11 protein-coding genes and 2 pseudogenes are annotated in these 19,709 nt (G+C 69.8%); 7 read left to right on the plus strand and 6 right to left on the minus strand.

Features of this window, described 5'->3' with window-relative positions; all coding sequences use genetic code 11:
* Positions 1–26: 26 nt before the first annotated feature.
* Complete coding sequence (locus ACIBVL_RS23855; RefSeq protein ID WP_399099453.1) at positions 27–488, plus strand: MarR family winged helix-turn-helix transcriptional regulator; 462 nt, start codon at positions 27–29, stop codon at positions 486–488.
* An 86-nt stretch (positions 489–574) separates the two neighbouring features.
* Positions 575–676, plus strand: a pseudogene (locus tag ACIBVL_RS23860) (VOC family protein); the annotation flags it as partial.
* A gap of 58 nt (positions 677–734) precedes the next feature.
* Here the strand turns inward: ACIBVL_RS23860 and ACIBVL_RS23865 are convergent.
* A pseudogene (locus tag ACIBVL_RS23865) lies at positions 735–859 on the minus strand (IS481 family transposase); the annotation flags it as partial.
* Positions 860–1,033: 174 nt separating this feature from the next.
* Complete coding sequence (locus ACIBVL_RS23870) at positions 1,034–1,495, minus strand: nuclear transport factor 2 family protein (RefSeq protein ID WP_399099455.1); 462 nt, start codon at positions 1,493–1,495, stop codon at positions 1,034–1,036.
* Between the two features lie 87 nt (positions 1,496–1,582).
* Here ACIBVL_RS23870 and ACIBVL_RS23875 point away from each other — a divergent pair, with 87 nt between their 5' ends.
* On the plus strand, positions 1,583–2,149 hold the full coding sequence (locus ACIBVL_RS23875) for a TetR/AcrR family transcriptional regulator (protein WP_399099457.1): 567 nt from the start codon (positions 1,583–1,585) through the stop codon (positions 2,147–2,149).
* Between the two features lie 109 nt (positions 2,150–2,258).
* On the opposite strand, the gene ACIBVL_RS23880 is transcribed toward ACIBVL_RS23875, so the two are convergent.
* Entirely contained in the window at positions 2,259–3,014 is a 756-nt protein-coding gene (locus tag ACIBVL_RS23880) for a thioesterase II family protein (RefSeq protein ID WP_399099459.1), read from the minus strand.
* A 14-nt stretch (positions 3,015–3,028) separates the two neighbouring features.
* Entirely contained in the window at positions 3,029–4,816 is a 1,788-nt protein-coding gene (locus ACIBVL_RS23885; protein WP_399099461.1) for an amino acid adenylation domain-containing protein, read from the minus strand.
* A 257-nt stretch (positions 4,817–5,073) separates the two neighbouring features.
* Between ACIBVL_RS23885 and ACIBVL_RS23890 the strand changes: the two genes are divergently transcribed.
* Positions 5,074–6,054: a LuxR C-terminal-related transcriptional regulator gene (locus ACIBVL_RS23890; RefSeq protein WP_399099463.1), complete on the plus strand. Its 981-nt coding sequence runs from the start codon at positions 5,074–5,076 to the stop codon at positions 6,052–6,054.
* 286 nt (positions 6,055–6,340) lie between these two features.
* Here ACIBVL_RS23890 and ACIBVL_RS23895 read toward each other — a convergent pair whose 3' ends face one another.
* Positions 6,341–6,856 carry a hypothetical protein gene (locus ACIBVL_RS23895; protein ID WP_399099465.1) on the minus strand — a complete coding sequence of 172 codons (516 nt, stop codon included), beginning with the start codon at positions 6,854–6,856 and terminating at the stop codon, positions 6,341–6,343.
* 380 nt (positions 6,857–7,236) lie between these two features.
* Positions 7,237–8,214: a LuxR C-terminal-related transcriptional regulator gene (locus ACIBVL_RS23900; RefSeq protein ID WP_399099467.1), complete on the minus strand. Its 978-nt coding sequence runs from the start codon at positions 8,212–8,214 to the stop codon at positions 7,237–7,239.
* Positions 8,215–8,429: 215 nt separating this feature from the next.
* Here ACIBVL_RS23900 and ACIBVL_RS23905 point away from each other — a divergent pair, with 215 nt between their 5' ends.
* From ACIBVL_RS23905 to ACIBVL_RS23915, 3 genes are all read left to right on the plus strand, one after another.
* Positions 8,430–8,789: a hypothetical protein gene (locus tag ACIBVL_RS23905; protein ID WP_399099469.1), complete on the plus strand. Its 360-nt coding sequence runs from the start codon at positions 8,430–8,432 to the stop codon at positions 8,787–8,789.
* A 295-nt stretch (positions 8,790–9,084) separates the two neighbouring features.
* A complete protein-coding gene (locus ACIBVL_RS23910; RefSeq protein ID WP_399099538.1) occupies positions 9,085–14,187 on the plus strand; it encodes an amino acid adenylation domain-containing protein in 5,103 nt (1,700 codons plus the stop codon).
* Positions 14,188–14,255: 68 nt separating this feature from the next.
* Positions 14,256–19,523 (plus strand): SDR family NAD(P)-dependent oxidoreductase, encoded by a 5,268-nt coding sequence (locus ACIBVL_RS23915; protein ID WP_399099471.1) that lies wholly within the window; start codon positions 14,256–14,258, stop codon positions 19,521–19,523.
* Positions 19,524–19,709: the final 186 nt, after the last annotated feature.

Genomic DNA, 19,709 nt, shown 5'->3' on the forward strand with positions numbered 1-19,709 from the left:
GGCTCAACGTATGTCAGACTACTGACATGAGTCAAGGTGAGCCCGGAATCGAGCTGGACACATCACTGGGGTACATGCTGAAGGCGGCTGCGAGCGCCCTGCACTCCGCCCTGGAGGCCGTGCTGAGGCCGTTGGGCATGACGATCACCCACTACTCCTGCCTGGAGCTGCTCGCCCAACGCCCGGGCCTGTCCAACTCCGAGCTCGCCCGCGGCACCTTCGTCACCCGGCAGTCGATGAACGTGCTCCTGCAGTCCCTCGAACGCCAGGGACTCGTCGTCCGCCCGGCACAGGCACCCGTCGGCAGGGCCCTGCCCACCGAGCTGACCGCCCACGGGCGCCGCCAGCTCAAGGTGGCCAGCGCCGCGGTTCGCCGCGTCGAGCAGGACATGCTGGCCAATCTGGATGCCGGCGAACAGGACCAGATGCGGCGCCTGCTCACCGCGTGCATCGCCTCACTGACCGAACCGCCCGCATCGGCGACGTAACTGCTCGATACGCCGGCTGAAATGCCTGAGGCGGTAGGACGCCAAGTCAGCAAGATCTCGGAGCTGTCGGACGGACGGCATACTCCGCTCCGAAGACGGATGCAGGCCAGGGCTCAGACCGAAACTGGGTGGTCATGGCAGACCCCGAGGGCAACGAGTTCTGCGTCCTGCGCACCCTGGCACCGCAGAACTGGGTGGACGAGGCCAGGACGTTGGTGACACCGTCTCGTAGTCGAGCCGCCGGGGGCCGGTTCCCGACGCACGCCGGCCGCCGTCGGGGATTCGGCCGACCTTCTTCACGTCAACGTGCACCATGTGACCAGGCCGTCGGGCCACGATTCGACGGGCTCGCGGTTTGAGTCACCGTTTGGGGTCGGCTTACGGTGCGACGGCTGACCGGTGTCCCGGCTTGGGTGAGCTCGAAGGCGAATGGCCAGAGGCGCGTTGGCGTGGGGCACAGGGTTTCCCATCAACTACATGAGCGCGGTGGCTCAGACGGTCGCGCTGCCTGAGCCCACCGACTCGGGGCGGCGTGGCGGCGGGCGCTACCGGAGCGGGAAGTCGACTCCGTGCTCATCCTTGGGCCGGGGGCCGCGGATCCGCCGATCGGCTTCAGGGATGGAGACGTCGTTGATGCTCGCCTCGCGGCGTCGCATAAGACCGCGCTCGTCGAACTCCCACAGTTCGTTGCCGTAACTGCGCCACCACTGGCCTTCCGCGTCGTGCCACTCGTACTGGAAGCGGACGGCGATCCGGTCCTCGTGGAACGCCCAGAGGCTCTTGCGCAGCGCGTAATCCAGTTCGCGCTCCCACTTCTGCGTCAGGAAAGCGACGATCTCATCGCGGCCATGGACGAACGTGTCCCGGTTCCGCCACGTCGAGTCCGGCGTGTACGCCAATGCCACTCGGCGGGGATCGCGGGTGTTCCAGGCATCCTCAGCCGCCTGGACCTTCTGCAGGGCCGTCTCCTGTGTGAACGGTGGGTAGGGCGGGCGACCTGCCGACACTGCGACCTCCTCATATTGAGAACGTGCGTTCTCTATCGACGGAGCCTAAGGTAGGGAACGATCGTTCTCAACGTCAAGGAGCCCCGGATGCCAGCCCCGATCAGCGACGAGCAGAACCGCCTGGACCGCGAAGCACTGCTCGATGCAGCGGAGAGGCTCTTCTACGAGCGAGGCATCCAGGCGGTCGGGATGGACGAGATCCGTGCGGCATCCGGCCTGCCGCTGAAGCGGATCTACCGGTTCTTCGCGGCGAAGGAGGACCTCGTGGTGGCGATGCTCAAACGTCGCGACCAGCGATGGAGGGGAAACCTGGCCGCCCACGTGGAGCAGGTCCCGGATCCCCGCGAGCGCGTACTCGCGATCTTCGACTGGCTTGCCGAGTGGTTCGCAGAACCCGGCTTCCGCGGATGCGCCTGGATCAACGCCTACGGCGAGCTCGGCCCATCGTCCGAGGCGGTGTTTGCCGAAGTCCGGTCGCACAAGCAGGGGTTCCACGATCAGATCGCGGTGTGGGTCCACGCCATCGGGCTGCCGGTGGCTGAACCGGTTTTCCTACTTGCCGAAGGAGCCATCGTGACAGCCGGCATCAGTGGCGACCCAACCCCAGCCCGTCATGCACGGGCAGCCGTCGCGACGCTGCTCGGGACACCTTGATCCCTGGCCACACCGTCAACAACCTCACGGCCCGCAACAACTGGGCTCCGAGCCGGCACCCACGCCCATCACACCGTAACCATGACGTTGCCGGGAAGACCTCAGTGACTCACGAGCCGGCGAGAGCATGAATGCGCTTGGGAATCGAAGCCCATACCTCTGGTGTGTAGAAGTGCGATCCTGGAAGCACATCATGGCGGAACTCGCCCGCCGCCAGTTCACGCCAGTGCCCTGCCGCATTCGGCTCGATCACTTTGTCCGAATCTCCTGTGAAGAGCTGGAGCGGAACATCGACGGTCGATCCGTGCCGGTACCTGAAAGAATCCCGCACTCGAATATCCGCGCGCATGAGATTCAGAGCCATCTCCCGCAGATCGGGGTCATCGAGCACATACTGCGGCAGTATTCCGAACGTCTTCATCCAGTTCATGAGCTGTTCATCGGAGTGATCCTGCCTCGGAGAGTTGGGCCACATGTCGTGGCCATGCAGCTGTCGGAGCGGGGAGTTGGCCGAGGAGACCACGACGGCATCCGGTGCACGACCACCGCTCTCCTTGATGCGTACAGCAAGGTCGAAGGCCATCCACCCGCCCAGGCTGTGCCCGAAGAGAACATAAGGCCGATCCGCAGCGGAAAGCACCGCGGACAGCGAGTCCTGAACCAGCGCCTCCCAGTCCTCGGCGAACTCCTCGGCGAAGCGGCCTTCCCTTCCCGGATAACAGATTGCCGCCAGTTCCGTCTCGGGCGACAGAACTCCGGACCATTCCGAATAGACTCTGGTGCCGCCTCCGCAGAAGCCCAGACAGAACAGTATCTGCCGGGCGTCCGGCTTCCGCTCCGGCCGTACCACGATCGTATCCTGCATGGCTTCTACTTCCTTCATTCGACGTCGTCCAGTTCCGCTTGCAGAGATCCGATGTGGGCAGAAAACGCGCCGAGACGCGAATTCCGGTAGATGTCCTTGGTCATAAGAGGCAGCCCCAGGCTCTTCTTGAGCCGGGCAACGACCCGGATGGCCGTCATCGAGTTCCCGCCCCGGGCGAAGAAGTCGTCCCCCCGCCCGATGCCGGTCACGCCGAGCGCCTCACGCCACACCTCCGCGACCATGGCCTCGATCTCGGTCTGCGGTGCCGCACCTTGATTCCCCGGGAAGGTCGGGGTGTCCTGAGGAGCGGGAAGAGCGGCTTCGTCCAGTTTTCCGTTGGGCGTCAGAGGGAGGGCCGTCAGGGCCACGAAGGCCGAGGGGATCATGAACTCCGGCAGGAAGGCACTCGCGTGTTTTCTGAGGATTTCCGCCTCGGGAACCGTGTTTCCCGTCGGAACCACATACGCCACAAGCCGTTCTCCGGTCGGCCCATCCGTCCTGACCACGACGCGCACCGTGGCGATGTCCTGATGCCGGCCGAGAACCGCCTCGATCTCACCCGGCTCGACCCTGTAACCGCGCACCTTCACCTGGCGGTCACGGCGTCCGAGGTACTCGTAGGTCCCGTCCTCACGGCGCCTGACCTGATCACCGGTTCGGTACATCCGGCTACCGGGCTCGCCGAACGGATCGGCCACGAACTGCTGGGCCGTCAGGGCGGGCTGGTTGACGTAGCCACGCGCAAGGCGCGGGCCGGCGATGAACAACCCGCCCTCCACCCCCGCAGGTACCTGGCGCAGGTCGTCATCCAGAACGTACAGCCGAGCATCCGGCAGCGCTGTGCCGATATGGGGAGTGTCACCCGTCACCCATCCGGCGGTGGCATCAACCGTGCACTCTGTGGGGCCGTACAGGTTCAGGCACTCCAGCACACCGCGTTCCCTGGCGTCGGCGAGCTCGCGCCAGGTGCGTTCGGGAACAGCCTCGCCCCCCATGAACAGCCGAAGCAGCCCGCCTCGGGGACGCCGCGCCAGCAGAGTCTCTCTCAGGAACTCCCAGTGGGAGGGCGTGAGATCGAGGTCATCCACGCCATGGCTCTCCAACAGCAGCCCCAGGCGCCCGGCATCCCGCCGCTCGTCCTCACTGAGCACGACCAAGGTGTCCCCCCGGCACACCCGGGTCCACTGCTTGACCGAAGCGTCGAAGGCCACGCTGGAGTTCCATGCGACGACGCGTGGCTCGGGACCGTATGCGCCCATGCGGTCGAGTGACGAGATCAGGGAGGCCACGGCTCCGTGCGTGACTTCGACCCCCTTGGGCCTGCCCGTCGAGCCGGACGTGAAGATGACGTACGCGGCGTCGGCCTCGACCGAGTCGTCCAACGCCTCCTCCGGCGTTTCGGCCTCGGGCCGGCCGTTCGGGTCGACCACCGGCACCCGTCCTTGCGCGAGTTCCGGGTACCGGGCCGTGATCAGCGCCCGGATGTCGGCCTCCGCGGCCATGTGCGTCAGCCGCTCATCCGGGTACTCCGGGTCCAGCGGTACGTACGCCGCCCCCGCCCGCCAGACGGCGAGCAGCGCCACCACGAGCTGGGTCCCGCGCTCCATGCAGACCCCCACCCGGTCACCGGCCGTGATCCCGCGGGAGACGAGCACCGCGGCCAACCGGCGCGTTCGGCGATCAAGCTCCGAGAAGCTGAGCGTGCCGTCCGACCCCGTCACCGCGATCCGTCGGGGGGCTTCCTGAACGACGGACCGGAAGCGAGCCAAAACTTTGTTATGCGGTCGCATAAGAGCGTCCATTGCCAGATTCCTTGCTAACTGGAGCCATATACCGGCCTTCATGTCCGTAAGGCATCAATCCGTAAGGCATCAATCCGTAAGGGCATCAAAGGATGACGGCCCTGCTTCGACGAGCGGCCGACAGGCGGCCGGATCGACTGGATCACCCACGGCCACCACGATCTTCCGGTCTCCCCGGAAGGGGTCTCGTCGATCCTTCACCGACACGAGCCCGAAAAGCACACCCAACCAGGCGCGCGAATGTAACGTGCCCACTTGTGAAGGAGAACGATCTGGCGATATCTGCCTGCGAATGCGGCAATACAGACTTTCCATGCAAAGAGGGCATTTCCATGTATCGGCATGCTCTCGGCAGGGGAGGCATCCCCCGTCACGACACTCCTCGCTGCCTTCGCGCGCTTCAACTCGTCACGGAGGATGTGCGCTCGCCCGACACCTTCACCCCCGTACCACCGCATGTGGCGGCATTCGGAGTCCTGCACCCCATCGAGGAGGCAATCCTCAAACAGCAGCAGGATCTCCGCTCGGCCATGGCCGCTCTGTCCGTGTTCGAAGACGAGTACACAAGCGCGCGGAGCCGGGAGGAACCACTCCTGACGCTGCTCAGTGGTGATCACGTGATCACGCGCGCCCTGGAAGCCGCCGTCGGCAACTGCACGCACGAACTGCTCACAGCGCAGCCAGGTGGGGGGCGCGAGCCCCATCTACTGGCGGAGGCACTCCACCGCGATCTGGGAAACCTCAAGCGGGGCGTCCGGCAACGCACCATTTATCAACACAGTGTCAGATCACACCAGCCGACCCTCGCCTATGTCGAGCGGGTCACCGAGGCCGGGGCCGAAGTCCGGACTCTCGCCGAGGTCTTCGAGCGTGTCATCATCTGCGACCAGGAGGTCGCCTTCATACCGGTATCTCCGGAGCGTTCCAACGCGGCGCTGCAGATTCGAGACCCCGCCGTGGTGCGCTTTCTGGCCCGTTGGTTCGAAAACGCCTGGTCCCGGTCACTGGCCGTGGATCCGGTGCGCTCCCCCCCGAAGTCAGCTGTCGTCATGTCGGACGTCCGCCGGACGATCCTCCAGGCCGTCATAGCCGGCGAGACCGACGACTCCATCGCGCGACGGCTGGGGATGAGCCGCCGGAGTGTGGTCGAGCACGTCCGCAAGGTGTCGCAAGAACTCGGCAGCAGCAGCCGTGCCCAACTGGGTTACCTGCTGGCGACTTCGGGCTTGCTTGATTGAGTTGGGCCCTGGACCCCAGGAGACACACTCGGGCACGAGCGTTCCGAGCGGCCATCGTCCTCCGCGCGGCCCCGCTGACGGCCCGCGAGCAGGCCACCCGGCGATCCCCGCCCGGAGCCGCCGTTCGCCCGGGGCCCGGCGGCGGGTCGACGGCAGCGTCAGCCGGGACCTGTGACGGGCCCACGGCGACGGCCTCGACCGCGCTGGGAACAGTTGACGTACGCGGACCGGCGCATCCGCCCGCCCACGTCTGCCCTAGGCTCAGGTCTGGTCACTCGGGGGCCGTTCACGGTGTGGCGGGATGAACGGGTCTCGGCACGTCCAGCTCCCGCCACACCGCCGGACGCAGAGTCAGTATCTGGAGCGTGCAGGGGATGTGCACGGCGTTGAGGGTGTAGGCGTAGCTCTGCGGCACGTAGAGCGCCTCTCCCACGCGCAGTCTCAGCTCGAGGGTGTGCTCCGGGACGGTAGAGCCCTGCCCCGGGACCGATGGTGTGACCCGGCTGCCGCAACTGCCCTTCAAGGGCAGTAGCACGAGGTCGCCCTCGGTCGTGTCGGCGTCACTGCGCCCACCCACCGGCAGGACGAGAACAGAGCTGGTGACCTCGGCTCCCAGCAAAGCGCCGAGGGAGGTGGGCAGTTCGGACAGCTCGCCGCCCCTTCCCGCCACCGTCGCGTCGATGCCTTCCGGCCAGACCACTGCCGGGCTCCTGTCACGGTGGACCGCCAGACACAACGCCAGGTCCTCGACGAACCTGCTCAGGCCGGTCTGCGCCCTCTCAGAGGTCTGTTCTAAGTCCATGTGCCACTCACACTCCCCGTCGGGTAGGCCCTCCCGCGTGCGTCGCGGTCCGGGCGGCTCGCCGACCGCGCGTCCGACCCACATGCGCGGCGGCCCCGCGTCGAGGGCGAGCAGGTCCCGGCATGGGACGCCGCCCATGCGTGGGCCAACACCCTCGCGCGCGGATCATCCGGATAAAAAAGGGGTCCCTCTGTTCTTCCGCGACATGACCGCGGGGACCAGTGGGGTCCTGTTGAAACGGGCACCGCGCAAGTGAAGTCGCGGGAACTCTCGCGCACCGGGAGATGTTCCGAACAGTGCCGACCTCACGGTACCGCACGGCCGACGGCAGGCGGCCGACCGGGCAGCACCGTGAACTCGGGACAGACATGCCCACGGATTCAGTCGGCCACACCGGCATCCTCGATGTCGCCGTCGAGCAGTCCGTGACGGGCCGCCAGGGCACCGGCCTGGAAACGGCTTTCGGCCCCCAGTGTCTCCATGATGTCGGCGATGTGCTTGCGGGCCGTTCTCAGCGACATACCGAGGCGGCGCGCGATGGACTCGTCCTTCATGCCCGCCGCCAGCAGCCGCACGATGGTCCGGTCGATGTCCTTGGCCACGGCCTCCAGACCGTCCGTCGCCGCGTCCGAGAACGGCTCCGCGTGGACCCAGTACTGCTCGAACACCTCGCACAGGAAGTGGACGACCGAGGGTTCCCGGATCACCACGGCGCCCAACCCGTCGCCCCGCTCCGGGATGAACGCCACCCGGCGGTCGAAGACGATGACCCGCCCGAACAGTTCGTGCGCGGTGCGGTACTCGGCGCCGAGATCGGTCGCCATGGCGACGTAAGCCTGACTGGGCCCGTTGAAACGGGCCGTGTGGTGGTACAGCGTGCGCATCCGGACCCCCCGGGAGAGCGTCTCGGCGTCCCGGGCCAAGGCGTCCCTGAGGACGGCCGGCGCCCGCTGCCCGCCGGGCTGGCTGGTCAGGATCTCCTCGGTGCACTCCGCTGAGGCCCGGTTGAGGGCGGCGCGCACCTCCTCCACACCGGGGACCACCTCCAGGCCCACTGACCCCCGACGCAGACTCTCCAGGTAGTGGCCGCGCAGGCCGGCGAACTGGTCACGTATGCGGTGCAGTTCGGCCCGCTGGTTGCGGATCGACTGTTCGAGCGAGGTCGTCACGACCGCCGCCACGAGGTCCGGATCGACCGGCCGCAGCCTGGCCGGATCGTCCACGTCCGCCTTCAACAGGCCCAGTTCGGTCAGGGCGGCGACGGCCGCGTCGACCTCGTCCCGGCCCAGTTCGAGGTCGCGCGCGGCACGTTCGGGGTCCAGCCTCTCGTTCGCGACGACCCATTGGTAGAGGGCCACCTCCCGGTTTCCGGGCCCTATGGACGGGCCAATCGACCTGCTTTCATCCGCTTTGAACATTTCGTTCCCTGCTCGTCTTGCTGCGGGGCAGCTTGGTGAACGTCTTGATCCATGGCCCGAACGTCGTCGGCAGGCGAGCCTTGAAGCACCGGAAGGAGCGGGCACACCGCGGATTCCGGCTCAGTCCCGGAAATGCTGAAACAGGAGTGTCCTCCATGAAGTCCCTCCACCTGACCGTCGTCTCCGTCGCCGCCGCCGTCGCCCTCGCGGGTTCGGCGGTCACGGCGTCCCTCACCGGAACCGCCACCGCCAACGGAGACAGCGGCTGGGGCCGTGTCATCACGGCGTCGGTCGACGTGACGGCCACCACGAACGGGGACACCGGCTGGGGTCGCGTCATCACGGCATCCACCACCAACGGAGACACGGGTTGGGGCCGCGTCATCACGGCATCCACCACCAACGGGGACACCGGCTGGGGCCGCGTCATCACGGCGTCGGTCGACGTGACGGCCACCACGAACGGGGACACCGGCTGGGGCGCCCCCATCGCCAACGACACCGCCGACGTCTGATCCGGCTCCACACACCCCCTCGCAGCCCGGTCGGGCAGTCATCGTCCGACATGTGATCCCATCGCGTCGCTTGTCGAAGACGCGTCGCGCCTCAGCCCGAGCCCCCTACGCATGGCACAGGCACGAGGCGGGGACGACGCCGTCCGGCGGCCGACCCGGGGACAGGGCCACTACGACCGCCGTGGACGACTCCGCCGCGACGGAGCTCCCGACTCTCAAGAGGCGTCCAACCTCGACCCCCAGGAAAGGCACGCTCGTGAGCTTGCCCGCCGGCGACGCGCACGCCGTGCCGAGTATGCGCGAAACCGAGGTGCTGGGCCACCTCACGGAACAACACAGGGTCGGCGCCGAACCCGATGCCGACGGGAGGTGCGAAAGCAGCGTGTCACACTCACTCGGAAACGAATCCGCCGGACTGACGGGCCGCCAGAAACCCCGGCACTGTACAACCGGTCTACCCGGTCTGATCAGGGAAGTTTCAGAGCGGATCCCGAACCGCCCGGCCGCTCGCTTCGGTTCGGACACCCTCAGCTACCGGCAGTTGGAAGTGTGGTCCGACGCCGTCGCGCGCACCCTGCGGGACTGCGCACCGAAGGGCCTGCCGGTAGTGGTCGCGGTGCCCCGCAGCACTGCCCTTCTCGCCGCCCTCCTGGGTGTCCTCAAGGCAGGACTGCCGTACCTTCCGGTCGACCCTGACGACCCGCCCGCTCGGCTGGCCGGCGTCCTGGAGACCGCGCGCAGCCACGTGGCGCTGGTCGACGCCCGGACCCTGCCGGTCCTGGCCGGGCAGGGACTGCGCCCCGTCGAGGTCGAGGCCCTGCGCGGCGCGCCGGACGCCCCCGATGTCGTACTGGACCCGCTGCCCGAGGCACCCGCCGAGCAGCCCGCGTACGTCCTGTTCACCTCCGGCTCCACCGGCAGGCCCAAGGGCGTCGTCCTGCCCAGCCTGGCCCTGTGCAACCGACTGCTGTGGATGCGCGACGCCTACGACGTGGGGCCCGAGGACAGGGTCCTGCAGAAGACCCCCGTCACCTTCGACGTCTCCGGCTGGGAGCTGTGGCTTCCTTTGATCACCGGCGCCACGTGCGTGTTCCTCCCCCCGGAGGAGCATCGGGATCCTGCCCTGGTGGCCTGTGCCATCCAGGAGCACGGGATCACGGTGTGCCACTTCGTCCCGTCGATGCTCCGTGAGTTCCTGCGTCGGCCCGACGCCGGACGCTGCAGTTCGCTGCGCCACGTCTTCTGCAGCGGCGAGGCCCTGCCCCTCTCCGTGGCGCGCGGCTTCGCCGCGCTGTTGCCGGCCCGGCTGCACAACCTCTACGGCCCCACCGAGGCCGCCATCGACGTCACCCACTGGACCTGCCCGGAGCGGGCCGAGGACATCGACCGGATCCTGATCGGACGACCTGTCGACAACTGCGTCCTCGGCGTCTTCGACCCGGACGGCCGTCCCGTCCCCGACGGAGACGAGGGTGAGCTGTACATCGGCGGCATGCCCCTGGCGCTCGGCTACCTCAATCGCCAGGACCTGACCGACCGGGCCTTCGTCCCCGCCGACGCCGACGCGTCCGTGCGCACTTGGTACCGCACCGGCGATCGCGTGCGCCTGCTGGACGCGGGCCTGGAGTATCTGGGCCGCGTCGACGACCAGGTGAAGATCCGCGGCCAGCGCATCGAACCGCAGGAGGTCGAGCACCACTTGGCCGGCCATGCCGAGGTCGCCGCCGGGGTCGTCGTCGCGGCCCGGGTCGGCGAGGACATGGAGCTGGTGGCCTGGATCCAGCCCGCTGACGGGAGCGCCCAGGCCCTGACCGACGGTGGGTCGGCCCGACGACTGCGCGAGCACCTGGCGGACCTGGTCCCGCCGGGATATGTCCCGACCCACTTCCTGGCCGCAACGGAACTGCCCCTCACCAGCAGCGGCAAACGGGACCGCAAACTGCTGCGGCAACGCGCCGAGCAGCGGTTGAATGCCCACCGGCCAGCACCGCGGGCCGGTGAGGCGGGCGAGGCGCAGGACGTCCTGGGCGAGATCTGGTGCGAGGCACTTCCTCAGCAGACGGAGGCGGCAACCGACGAGCGCAGCTTCCTTGCCCTCGGCGGCCACAGTCTGCTCGGCGCGCGGCTGGCCACCGAGATCCACTACCGGCTCGGGGTCTCGCTGCCCGCCGGATACTTCGTGCGCGACGACCCCACGCTGGCCGAGCTCCGCGAAGCGGTGGCCAAGGCCGAGGGCCCGCAGGCGCTCCCCGAGACACCTACCGGCCCGACACCCGCGGCGCCTGGACAGCACCGGATATGGCTGTTGTCCCGCATGTTCCCCCAGTGCCCCGCCTACAACGTGGTGGGCGCCCTGCGGGTGGACCGCGAGTTGGAGGCCGAGCCGCTGGCCGCCGCCGTGACAGCGGTGGTCGCACGGCACCCCATGCTCCGTGGAGCGCTCCACGACGACGGCAGTGACCTGCTGCTCGCTGTCCACCGCCCGGCCGCGCCCGAGGTCCTGGTGGAGCACGGTGAGCCCGGCGACGAGGACGCCTTCCTGCGCCGCTGCCGTGACACGGTGCTGGATCCCGAGCGTGCGCCGCTGTACCGGGTTGCCGTGCTCAACACCGGCGACGGATCGTCCCTGCTCGTCATCACCCTGCACCATGCCGTCGCCGACCAGCGCACCCTCGACATCGTCCTTGAGGAACTGGCCATGGAGTACGGCCGGGCGACCGGCAGTGCGGATCCCGGTATGCCGGAGCCCCCACCGGCGGCCGACTACCGCCAGTACGCCGTCCTGCAGACACAGCGGCGGGCGGGGGCCGACAAGTCCCTGGAGTACTGGCGTACGGCCCTCGCGGACGCGCCGGCCATGACCGACCTGCCGTTCCGGCTGCCACCCTCAGCAGTGCCGTCCTTCGCGGGCGGCGCCACGGCGGTCACTTTGGACGAGGACGCCGACCGTGCCGTACGGGACCTGGCCGTCCGGGCCGGGACCACTCCCGCGGTGCTCTTCCTCACCGCCGCCGCCCTGGTCCTGGCCCGCTGGGCCCGCAGCGACGAACTCGTCGTCGGCGTGGCGGCGTCCGCTCGCGACCGCGCGGAGTTCCAGCGAACCGTCGGCTTCTTCGTCGACACCGTGCCGGTACGGCTGGACATCCGCGACCGTCCGACCATGGCCACAGCCCTGGAACGGGTGCGGGAGGCCCTGGCCCGCGGTCTGGAGCACAGCGCCGTCCCCTTCGACGAGATCGTCAGCGCGTTGCGCCCCCACCGGAGTCCGCTCGACAACCCGCTCTTCCAGACCTGGTTCAACGACCTCAGTGAGGCATCGCCCCCGGCCCGGTTCGCCGACGCGGCGGCCGAGCCGGTCGAGGTACCGGTCGGCTGGGCACTGTTCGACCTCGGCTTCTACCTTCACCGCGACCAGGGCCGTTACCGCCTACAGGTGGTCCACGCGGTGGACCGCTACGACCGGGCGGTGGCCCAGGCCGCGCTGGAGCAGTGGCGTACCGCGGTGCTGGCCATGACCGAGGACCTCGGACAGGCGGTGACCGCCTTCGGCGACGATCGCCCGGCCACCCCGCCTGCCTCCCCCACCACCGAGTGCGCCACGGTGAGCAGCCTGGTGGACGACGTCCTCACGCTGGCGGCACGCACCCCCGAGGCCACTGCCCTGGTCGGCCAGGACGGCTCGAGCCACTCGTACGGCTGGCTGCGCGACGCCGTACTGAGCTGCTCGGCCGCGCTGTCCGAACAGGTCGCCCCCGGGGGCGTGGTAGCCGTGGTCGCCCGCCGCGATCCGCTGCTGCCGGTGGCCCTGCTGGGCGTCTGGCACTCGGGCCGTCCGGCGCTGCTGCTCGACGCCGAGCCCCCCGTACAGTGGCGGCAGGACGCCATGCGTCAGACCGGCGCGGCCGCCCTGCTCCGCGTAGGAGACGTGGGCGCGGCCTCGGAGGAGGCGTCCGGACTGCCGGTCCTGCACGTCGCGGACCTCCTCGACGGCCCGCTCGCGGCCGCGGTCCCGGCCGTTCTCCCGCCGGACTTCGGTCATGCCCTGTTGACCTCGGGCACCACCGGGCGGCCCTCGGTCGTCCTTGCCCCCGCCGATGCCCTGCCGATCGCCTTCGCGTGGTACGCCCAGGAACTGGGCCTCGGGCCGCATGACGTGTTCTGCGCGCTCGCGGGCGCGGGCCATGACCCGATCCTGCGCGAGATGGTGCTGCCTCTCACGGTCGGTGCCCGCGTGGTCGTGCCGGCTGCCGCCGAGCGCTTCGACCCCGTACGGCTGCTCCGGACTCTGCGTCAACGACGCTGCACCGTACTCGATCTGACGCCAGGTCATGCGCAGCTGCTCGCGGCCGCAGGCGGCTCATTGCCGGACGTCCGCAGGATCAGCTGCTACGGCGCTCCACTGACGGACACCGTGGCCCGCGCGCTCCAGCGCCTCGCCCCGAAGGCGCGGCTGTACAACGTCTACGGGACCACCGAGACGCCCCAGGCCAGCAGCCTGCACCTGTGGAGCGAGCCGACGGGCCGCGCGGCGAGCCGGCCCACCGTCCCGGTGGGCCGGGGTACCGGCTATCGCACCCTGGAGGTCGTGACCTCCTCGGGCAGTCCCGCAGCCGTCGGTCAACTGGGCGAGGTCGTCGTCTCCGGCTCGGGGCTCGCCCTGGGTACCGAGCATCGCACCGGCGACCTGGGCCGGCGTACGCCCGACGGTGACGTGGAGATCTGCGGACGCATCGACCGTCAGTTGTCGGTGCGCGGGTACCGGGTGGAGCCCGCTGCCGTGGAGGCCGTGCTGACCGGCCTGGCTTCCGTCGCCGACGCGGCCGTGGGAATGCACCCCGACCGCCCGGACGTCCTGCTCGCACTGATCGTGCCGGCGGCCAGGCGGTCGCCGCTGGATCAGGTCGAACGGCAGGTGCGGGGCTTGCTGCCGGCGTGGTCGGTGCCGGAACTGCTGGAGGTCACGGCGATTCCGCTCGACCGCAACGGCAAGCCCGATCTGAGCCGTGTGCCCGATCGGTCCGCGCCGGGAACGAACCCCCCGAGACCGGGCGCACGGCACCCGCGCGGTTCGGCTCATGATCCGGTGACCACCTTGCAGGAGGCGATCACCACCGCGGTCCACGCGACCTCGGGGCACGCCCCGGGGCCGGAACAGCATTTCTTCGACGCGGGACTCACCTCGCTGGACATGCTGCGGCTGCACCGGCGTCTTGCCGATCTGACCGGTGCCGATCTGGCCGTGACGACGCTCTTCCGTTTCCCGACCGTGCGCTCGCTCGCCCTGCACCTGGCCGACCGCAACGATCCGACCGATGCCGCGCCGCTGCCCGGCTCCGGGCAGCCGCAGTCCGAGCTCCAGGCCCGGCGCGTCGCCCGCAACCTCTTCTCCTCACGCTGACGTCCGCGCCTTCGCGACCAGCAGCGAAGCCCTAGCCCCACTCACCCAGAACAGAAGGAACCCAAGCGATGCCCATCGTGGAACCCATCGCCGTCATCGGGCTGGCCGCCAGACTGCCCGAGGCCCGCGACGTCGAGCAGTACTGGTCCAACCTCGTCGCCGGCCGCGACTGCATCACCGAACTGACCGACGAGGAACTGCTGGCCGCGGGCGAGGACCCGGCGGCCCTTGCCAGCCCCTCCTATGTGCGGGCCAATCCGCTGCTCCCGGACTGCGACGGCTTCGACGCCCGCTTCTTCGGGATGACCCCGCGCGAAGCGGAACTGCGCGACCCCCAGCACCGCCTGTTCCTGGAGCTGTGCCACACCGTACTCGGCCACGCCGGCTACGACCCAGCCCGCTACGACGGCACGGTGGGAGTCTTCGCCGGGTCCAACGCCAACGGCTATGCGGAGCAGAACCTCCGCAGCCACCCCGACATGGTGGCCAAGGCCGGCGAGATGGTGATCGGCATCTCCAACCACACGGACTATCTGTCGACCTTCGTCTCCTACAAGCTCGGGCTGCGCGGGCCGAGCCTGAGCGTGGCCACCGCCTGCTCGACCTCCCTGGTCGGTGTGCACCTCGCCTGTCAGTCGCTGCGCGCCGGCGAGTGCGAGATGGCCATCGCCGGCGGCGTCGAGGTCGAGATGCCCTACGGGCGCGGCTACCGTCACGCCGCGGGTGGCATCAATTCCGCCGCCGGCCGATGCCGCCCGTTCGACGCGGGAGCCGACGGCACGATCTTCGGAAGCGGCGGCGGAGCGGTCCTGCTCAAGCGGCTGTCGGACGCCCAGGCCGACGGCGACAACGTGCTGGCTGTCATCCGCGGCTCGGCGATCAACAACGACGGCTCGGACAAGGCGGGATTCACCGCCCCCGGAGTCAACGGGCAGAGCCGCTGCATCGTCGAGGCCTACACCGTCGCCGACGTCGACCCCGCCGATGTGGGCTACGTGGAGGCACACGGCACCGGAACGCTGCTCGGCGACCCGGTCGAGGTCACCGCGCTCACCATGGCGTTCGACGCGACGGCCGGGAGGAAGCCGGCACGCGGCGGGTGCGGTATCGGATCGGTGAAGTCCAACATCGGCCATCTCGGCCCCGCCGCGGGGGTGGCCGGCCTGATCAAGACGGTGCTGGCGCTGCACCACGAGCAGATTCCGCCCACCATCCACTACGAGAAGCCCAATCCCCACCTGAAGCTGGAGAGCACGCCTTTCCGTATCGTCGACCGGCTGAGCCCCTGGCCGCGAACCGACGTACCCCGCCGCGCCGGGGTCAGCTCCTTCGGCATCGGCGGGACGAACGCACACGTGGTGCTCGAGGAGGCACCGGAGTCCTCGCGGCCCGAGCCGGACAGCCGTGCCCACCTCCTGGCCTGGTCGGCCCATGACGAGCAGGACGAACGCGCTTTCCGCGACGCGCTGGCCGACCGGCTGTCCGCCGAGCCCGGCCTGGCGCTGGACGACGTCGCCTTCACCCTCCAGGACAGCCGCACCGGACACCCGCCCGTACGCGCGGCCGTGGTCGCCGCGGACACCGCGGCTGCCGCCCGCCTGCTCGCCCAGCACCGCCCGGCCGGCCTGCGGCTCTCCGACGGCACCACCCGCACCCGGGTGTTCGCCTTCCCCGGCCAGGGAGCACAGCAGCCCGCCATGGGAGCGGCCCTGCGCCAGGACGACCCGGTCTTCCGCGGCCACCTCGACCGGCTCCTGACCGCCTTCTCCGACGAGCTCGGCACGGACCTGGCCGGAGAACTCCGAAGCGGAACACCCGAGCGGCTCCGGCGTACGGACCTGGCCCAGCCACTGCTGTCCTCCGTCGAACTGGCCATCGCCCACACGCTGCGGCACTACGGCGCCATACCCGACGTACTCATCGGACACAGCCTCGGCGAACTCGTCGCGGCCACCGTCGCCGGAGTCTTCGGCGAAGAGGACGCGATCCGGGCGATCAGCGCCCGGGCCCTGGCCATGCACGAGGCCCCGCCCGGCGCGATGCTCGCGGTCACCGCCGGCCCGGACACCCCCGGCGACCTCACCGAGCGGCTCCTGGCAGGGGTGTCGGTGTGCGCGTTCAATTCCGCGGCCCAGACCGTGCTGGGAGGCTCCGTCGAGCTGATCCGCGAGCAGGCCGAACTACTGGGCGCCGCCGGTTGGAAGGTGCGCGTCCTGGAGACCGAACACGCTTTTCACACCCCGATGATGCGGCACGCCGCGCAGCGCTTCGGAGACACACTGCGCGCGATCCCCCTGCGGGCACCCGCCGTGCCGCTCGTCTCCGCGGCGACCGGCGCCCGGCTCACCGACGCCCAGGCGTGCGACCCGGAGTTCTGGGCCGGACAGCTCACGGCCCCCGTCCGCTTCGCCGACGCGGCCCGGACACTGCTCCGCGAACCCGCCGTCGTTGTGGAGACCGGTCCGGGAGCCACCCTCTCGACGCTGCTGCGTGCCCACCCGGGCGGCCATGTGATCTCCGGCGCGCTGCCCCGGCAGAGCGGCGCCGACCGGGAGAGCTTCCTGGACGCTCTGGGAACGATGTGGGTCAACGGCGCGGACATCCGCTGGGACCTGCTGCGGGGCGGTGACACCCGGCGCGTCGCTCTTCCGGCGTACCCCTACCGGCGCACCCGCTACTGGATCGACCCTCCGGCAACCACCATCACCTCGGCGGGCGCGGCGCCCGCCGCGGCCGGCACCTCGCTCGCGGAACCGCCCGCGAAGACCGATCCGCACGACCAGGCGCAGCCGGCCGAGGCCGGACTGTGGACACCGCGGTGGACACGGGAAGCCCTGCTCCAGCCGGCCCCCTATCAGGAGTCCGGCCGGCGCGGCACCGCGCTCCTGGTGGCCGACCGCACGACCTCCGTCACCCGTGGCGTGGCCACCGCACTGCGGACCGCCGGTTACCAGGTCGTCAGCGCGGAGCACACACCCCACGCCGGCGGTGCGGACTCCGGGGAAGCGGACGACCGGGCCGCCGTACGACGACTGCTCGCCGAGGCCGGCCCCGCGCTCACCCGGGTAGTGCATGTGGTCCAGGCCGATGCCGGAGCCGGCACCGGCACCCTGATGCCCGGGGGCTTCGCCACCGCCCTCGCCCTGTGTCAGGAACTCGCCGGACAGGCGACCGAACTCACCCTCGTCACCACCGAGGCGGCGGACGTGTCCGGCGGCGAGCGGGTCTCCCCGGCCACTGCCATGCTCACCGGACTGGTGCGCACCGCCGCTCAGGAACTGGCGGGACTGCGTCCCAGACTGATCGACATCGGCGGTACTGTCTCCCCCGAGGTCCTGGCCGCCGAACTGCTGGCCGCGGAGGGCGTGGGAGAGCACCCGGTGTCCGCACTGCGCGGGCAGCACCGCTGGGTCCCCGGCTGGAGTCCGGCCGACCTGGTCGGCGCGCCTCCGGAGCTCCTGTGCCGCGGTGGCGTCTACGTCATCACCGGTGGATTCGGCGCGCTCGGTCTGGAAGCGGCACGAGCGCTGGCCTCCACCCGCATCCGGCCCAAGCTGGTCCTGATCGGACGCGGCGGACTGCCGGAGGGGCCGGCCGCGGCGGGCGTCCGAACAGTGCTCGACGAGCTGGCCGACCAGGGCGCGACCGTGCTCGCACTGGCCGCGGACGTCTCCGATCCCGCTTCGCTGGCCTCCGCGCTGGCCGAGGTCCGCGAGCGGTTCGGCCGGGTCAACGGCGTACTGCATGCGGCCGGTGTCGCAGGCGGAGGCATGCTGGCCCTGCGAGACCCGCGCGAGGCCGCAGCCGTACTCGCCCCGAAGGTCATCGGCATCGAAACGCTCGCCCACGCGTTGTCCGACGAACCGGACCTGGACTTCGTCCTGCTCTACTCCAGCCGCGCCGCGATCAGCGGCCTCATCGGCAGTGGCGACTACGCGGCGGCCAACGCCTATCTGGACGCGTGGTCCGGCCGTACGATCTCCGGCGCACCGGTCATCTCCGTCATCTGGCCCGCCTGGAGCGAGGTCGGCATGGCCGCGCGCTCCACCACGCTGGGGAACGTACGGGCCGCGGCCGGCCACACCTCACCGCGGCTTTCGGCCGGCGACCGGGAATGGACCACGACGCTGGATCCCGAAACCGACTGGGTGCTGACCGAGCACCGGGTTGCCGGACGCCCGGTGGTTCCGGGCACCGGCCAGATCGACCTGGTGGTCCGAGCCGCGAGGGCGATCGGCGTGGTGGCGGCGGATGCCCCGGTGGAGCTGGCGGACATCGTGTTCACCGCGCCGCTGGCGGTCGAACAGCCGACCGAGATCCGCATCACCTTCGAGGCCGACGGCTTCCGCATCGGCGCCCGGGCCGCGCACGACCGGTCGTCGGCCTGGACCGAGCACTCCAGCGGCCGGATCACGGAAGCGGAAGGCGGTGAACTTCGCCCGATCGACCCCTTGGTGTTCCAGGCGCAGGACGAGGAACCCCTCAGGCTTGACGAGCCCTCGCGGCGCCCCGACGCGCTGGTGCACATGGGGCCCCGCTGGGGTGGCGCCGTGAAGGTGCACAGCACATCGGACGGAGACCTCGCGACGGTCTTCACCCTCGACCCGCAGTTCGCCGCCGACCTGGACACCCACCCGGCGCACCCTGCCCTGCTCGACCGGGCCACAGGCCTCGTACAGGCAGGCGGCGGTGCGGGCCATCTCCCCTTCCACTACCAGCGACTGGTGCTTTTCACCGACCTTCCGTCGGAGATCCTGGTCCGAGCCCACAACCTGCGCTCCGACAGCCGAAGCATCACGGGCGACGTGGACGTCCACGACAGTTCGGGACGGCCCGTCCTGCTGGTCCGCGGATTCCGGATGCGACGCGTGGACCAGGCGAACCACACCTCCGCCGACGGGGCTGCCGGAACCACTCGGCTTGACAACGCGATCACCCCCGAAGAGGGGAACCGCCTCCTGCTGCGCATCCTGTCCGGACGCATCCGCGGACAGATAGCCGTCACACCGGCCGGCTTCCCGCTCGTATCGACGTCCGGTCCGGTGGAGGCGGCGGCGGTCATGACGACGCCGCCCGTGCCGGCCGTGCTCCCCCGCACGGTGGTACCCACCGACACCGCCGAGGCGGGCATCGAGTCCGAGGTGCGTGCTCTGTGGGCGGAGGCGCTCGGTGTCCCCGGCATCGGGCCGGACGACGACTTCTTCGCGCAGGGCGGAGACTCGCTCACCGCCGTCCAGTTGACGACAAGGATCAACGACCGCTTCGGGACCAGGATTTCGATCGGCACCCTTTTCGAGAACCCCACCGCTCGGCAGATGGCGGAGACGGTGAAGTGAGAACTTCGTAAGCCGCAGCGCATCCCGGTCCGCATCACCGACTCAGCAGTGAATCCACAGGAATGGAACAGCCGTGATCCCCTTGTCTTTTGCGCAGCGTCGGTTGTGGTTTCTGGACCGGTTGGAGGGTCCGGCTCCGACGTACAACATTCCGGTGGTGGTGCGGTTGTCGGGGGTGTTGGACCG

Source organism: Streptomyces sp. NPDC049687, from assembly GCF_044465285.1.
Lineage (GTDB): Bacteria > Actinomycetota > Actinomycetes > Streptomycetales > Streptomycetaceae > Streptomyces.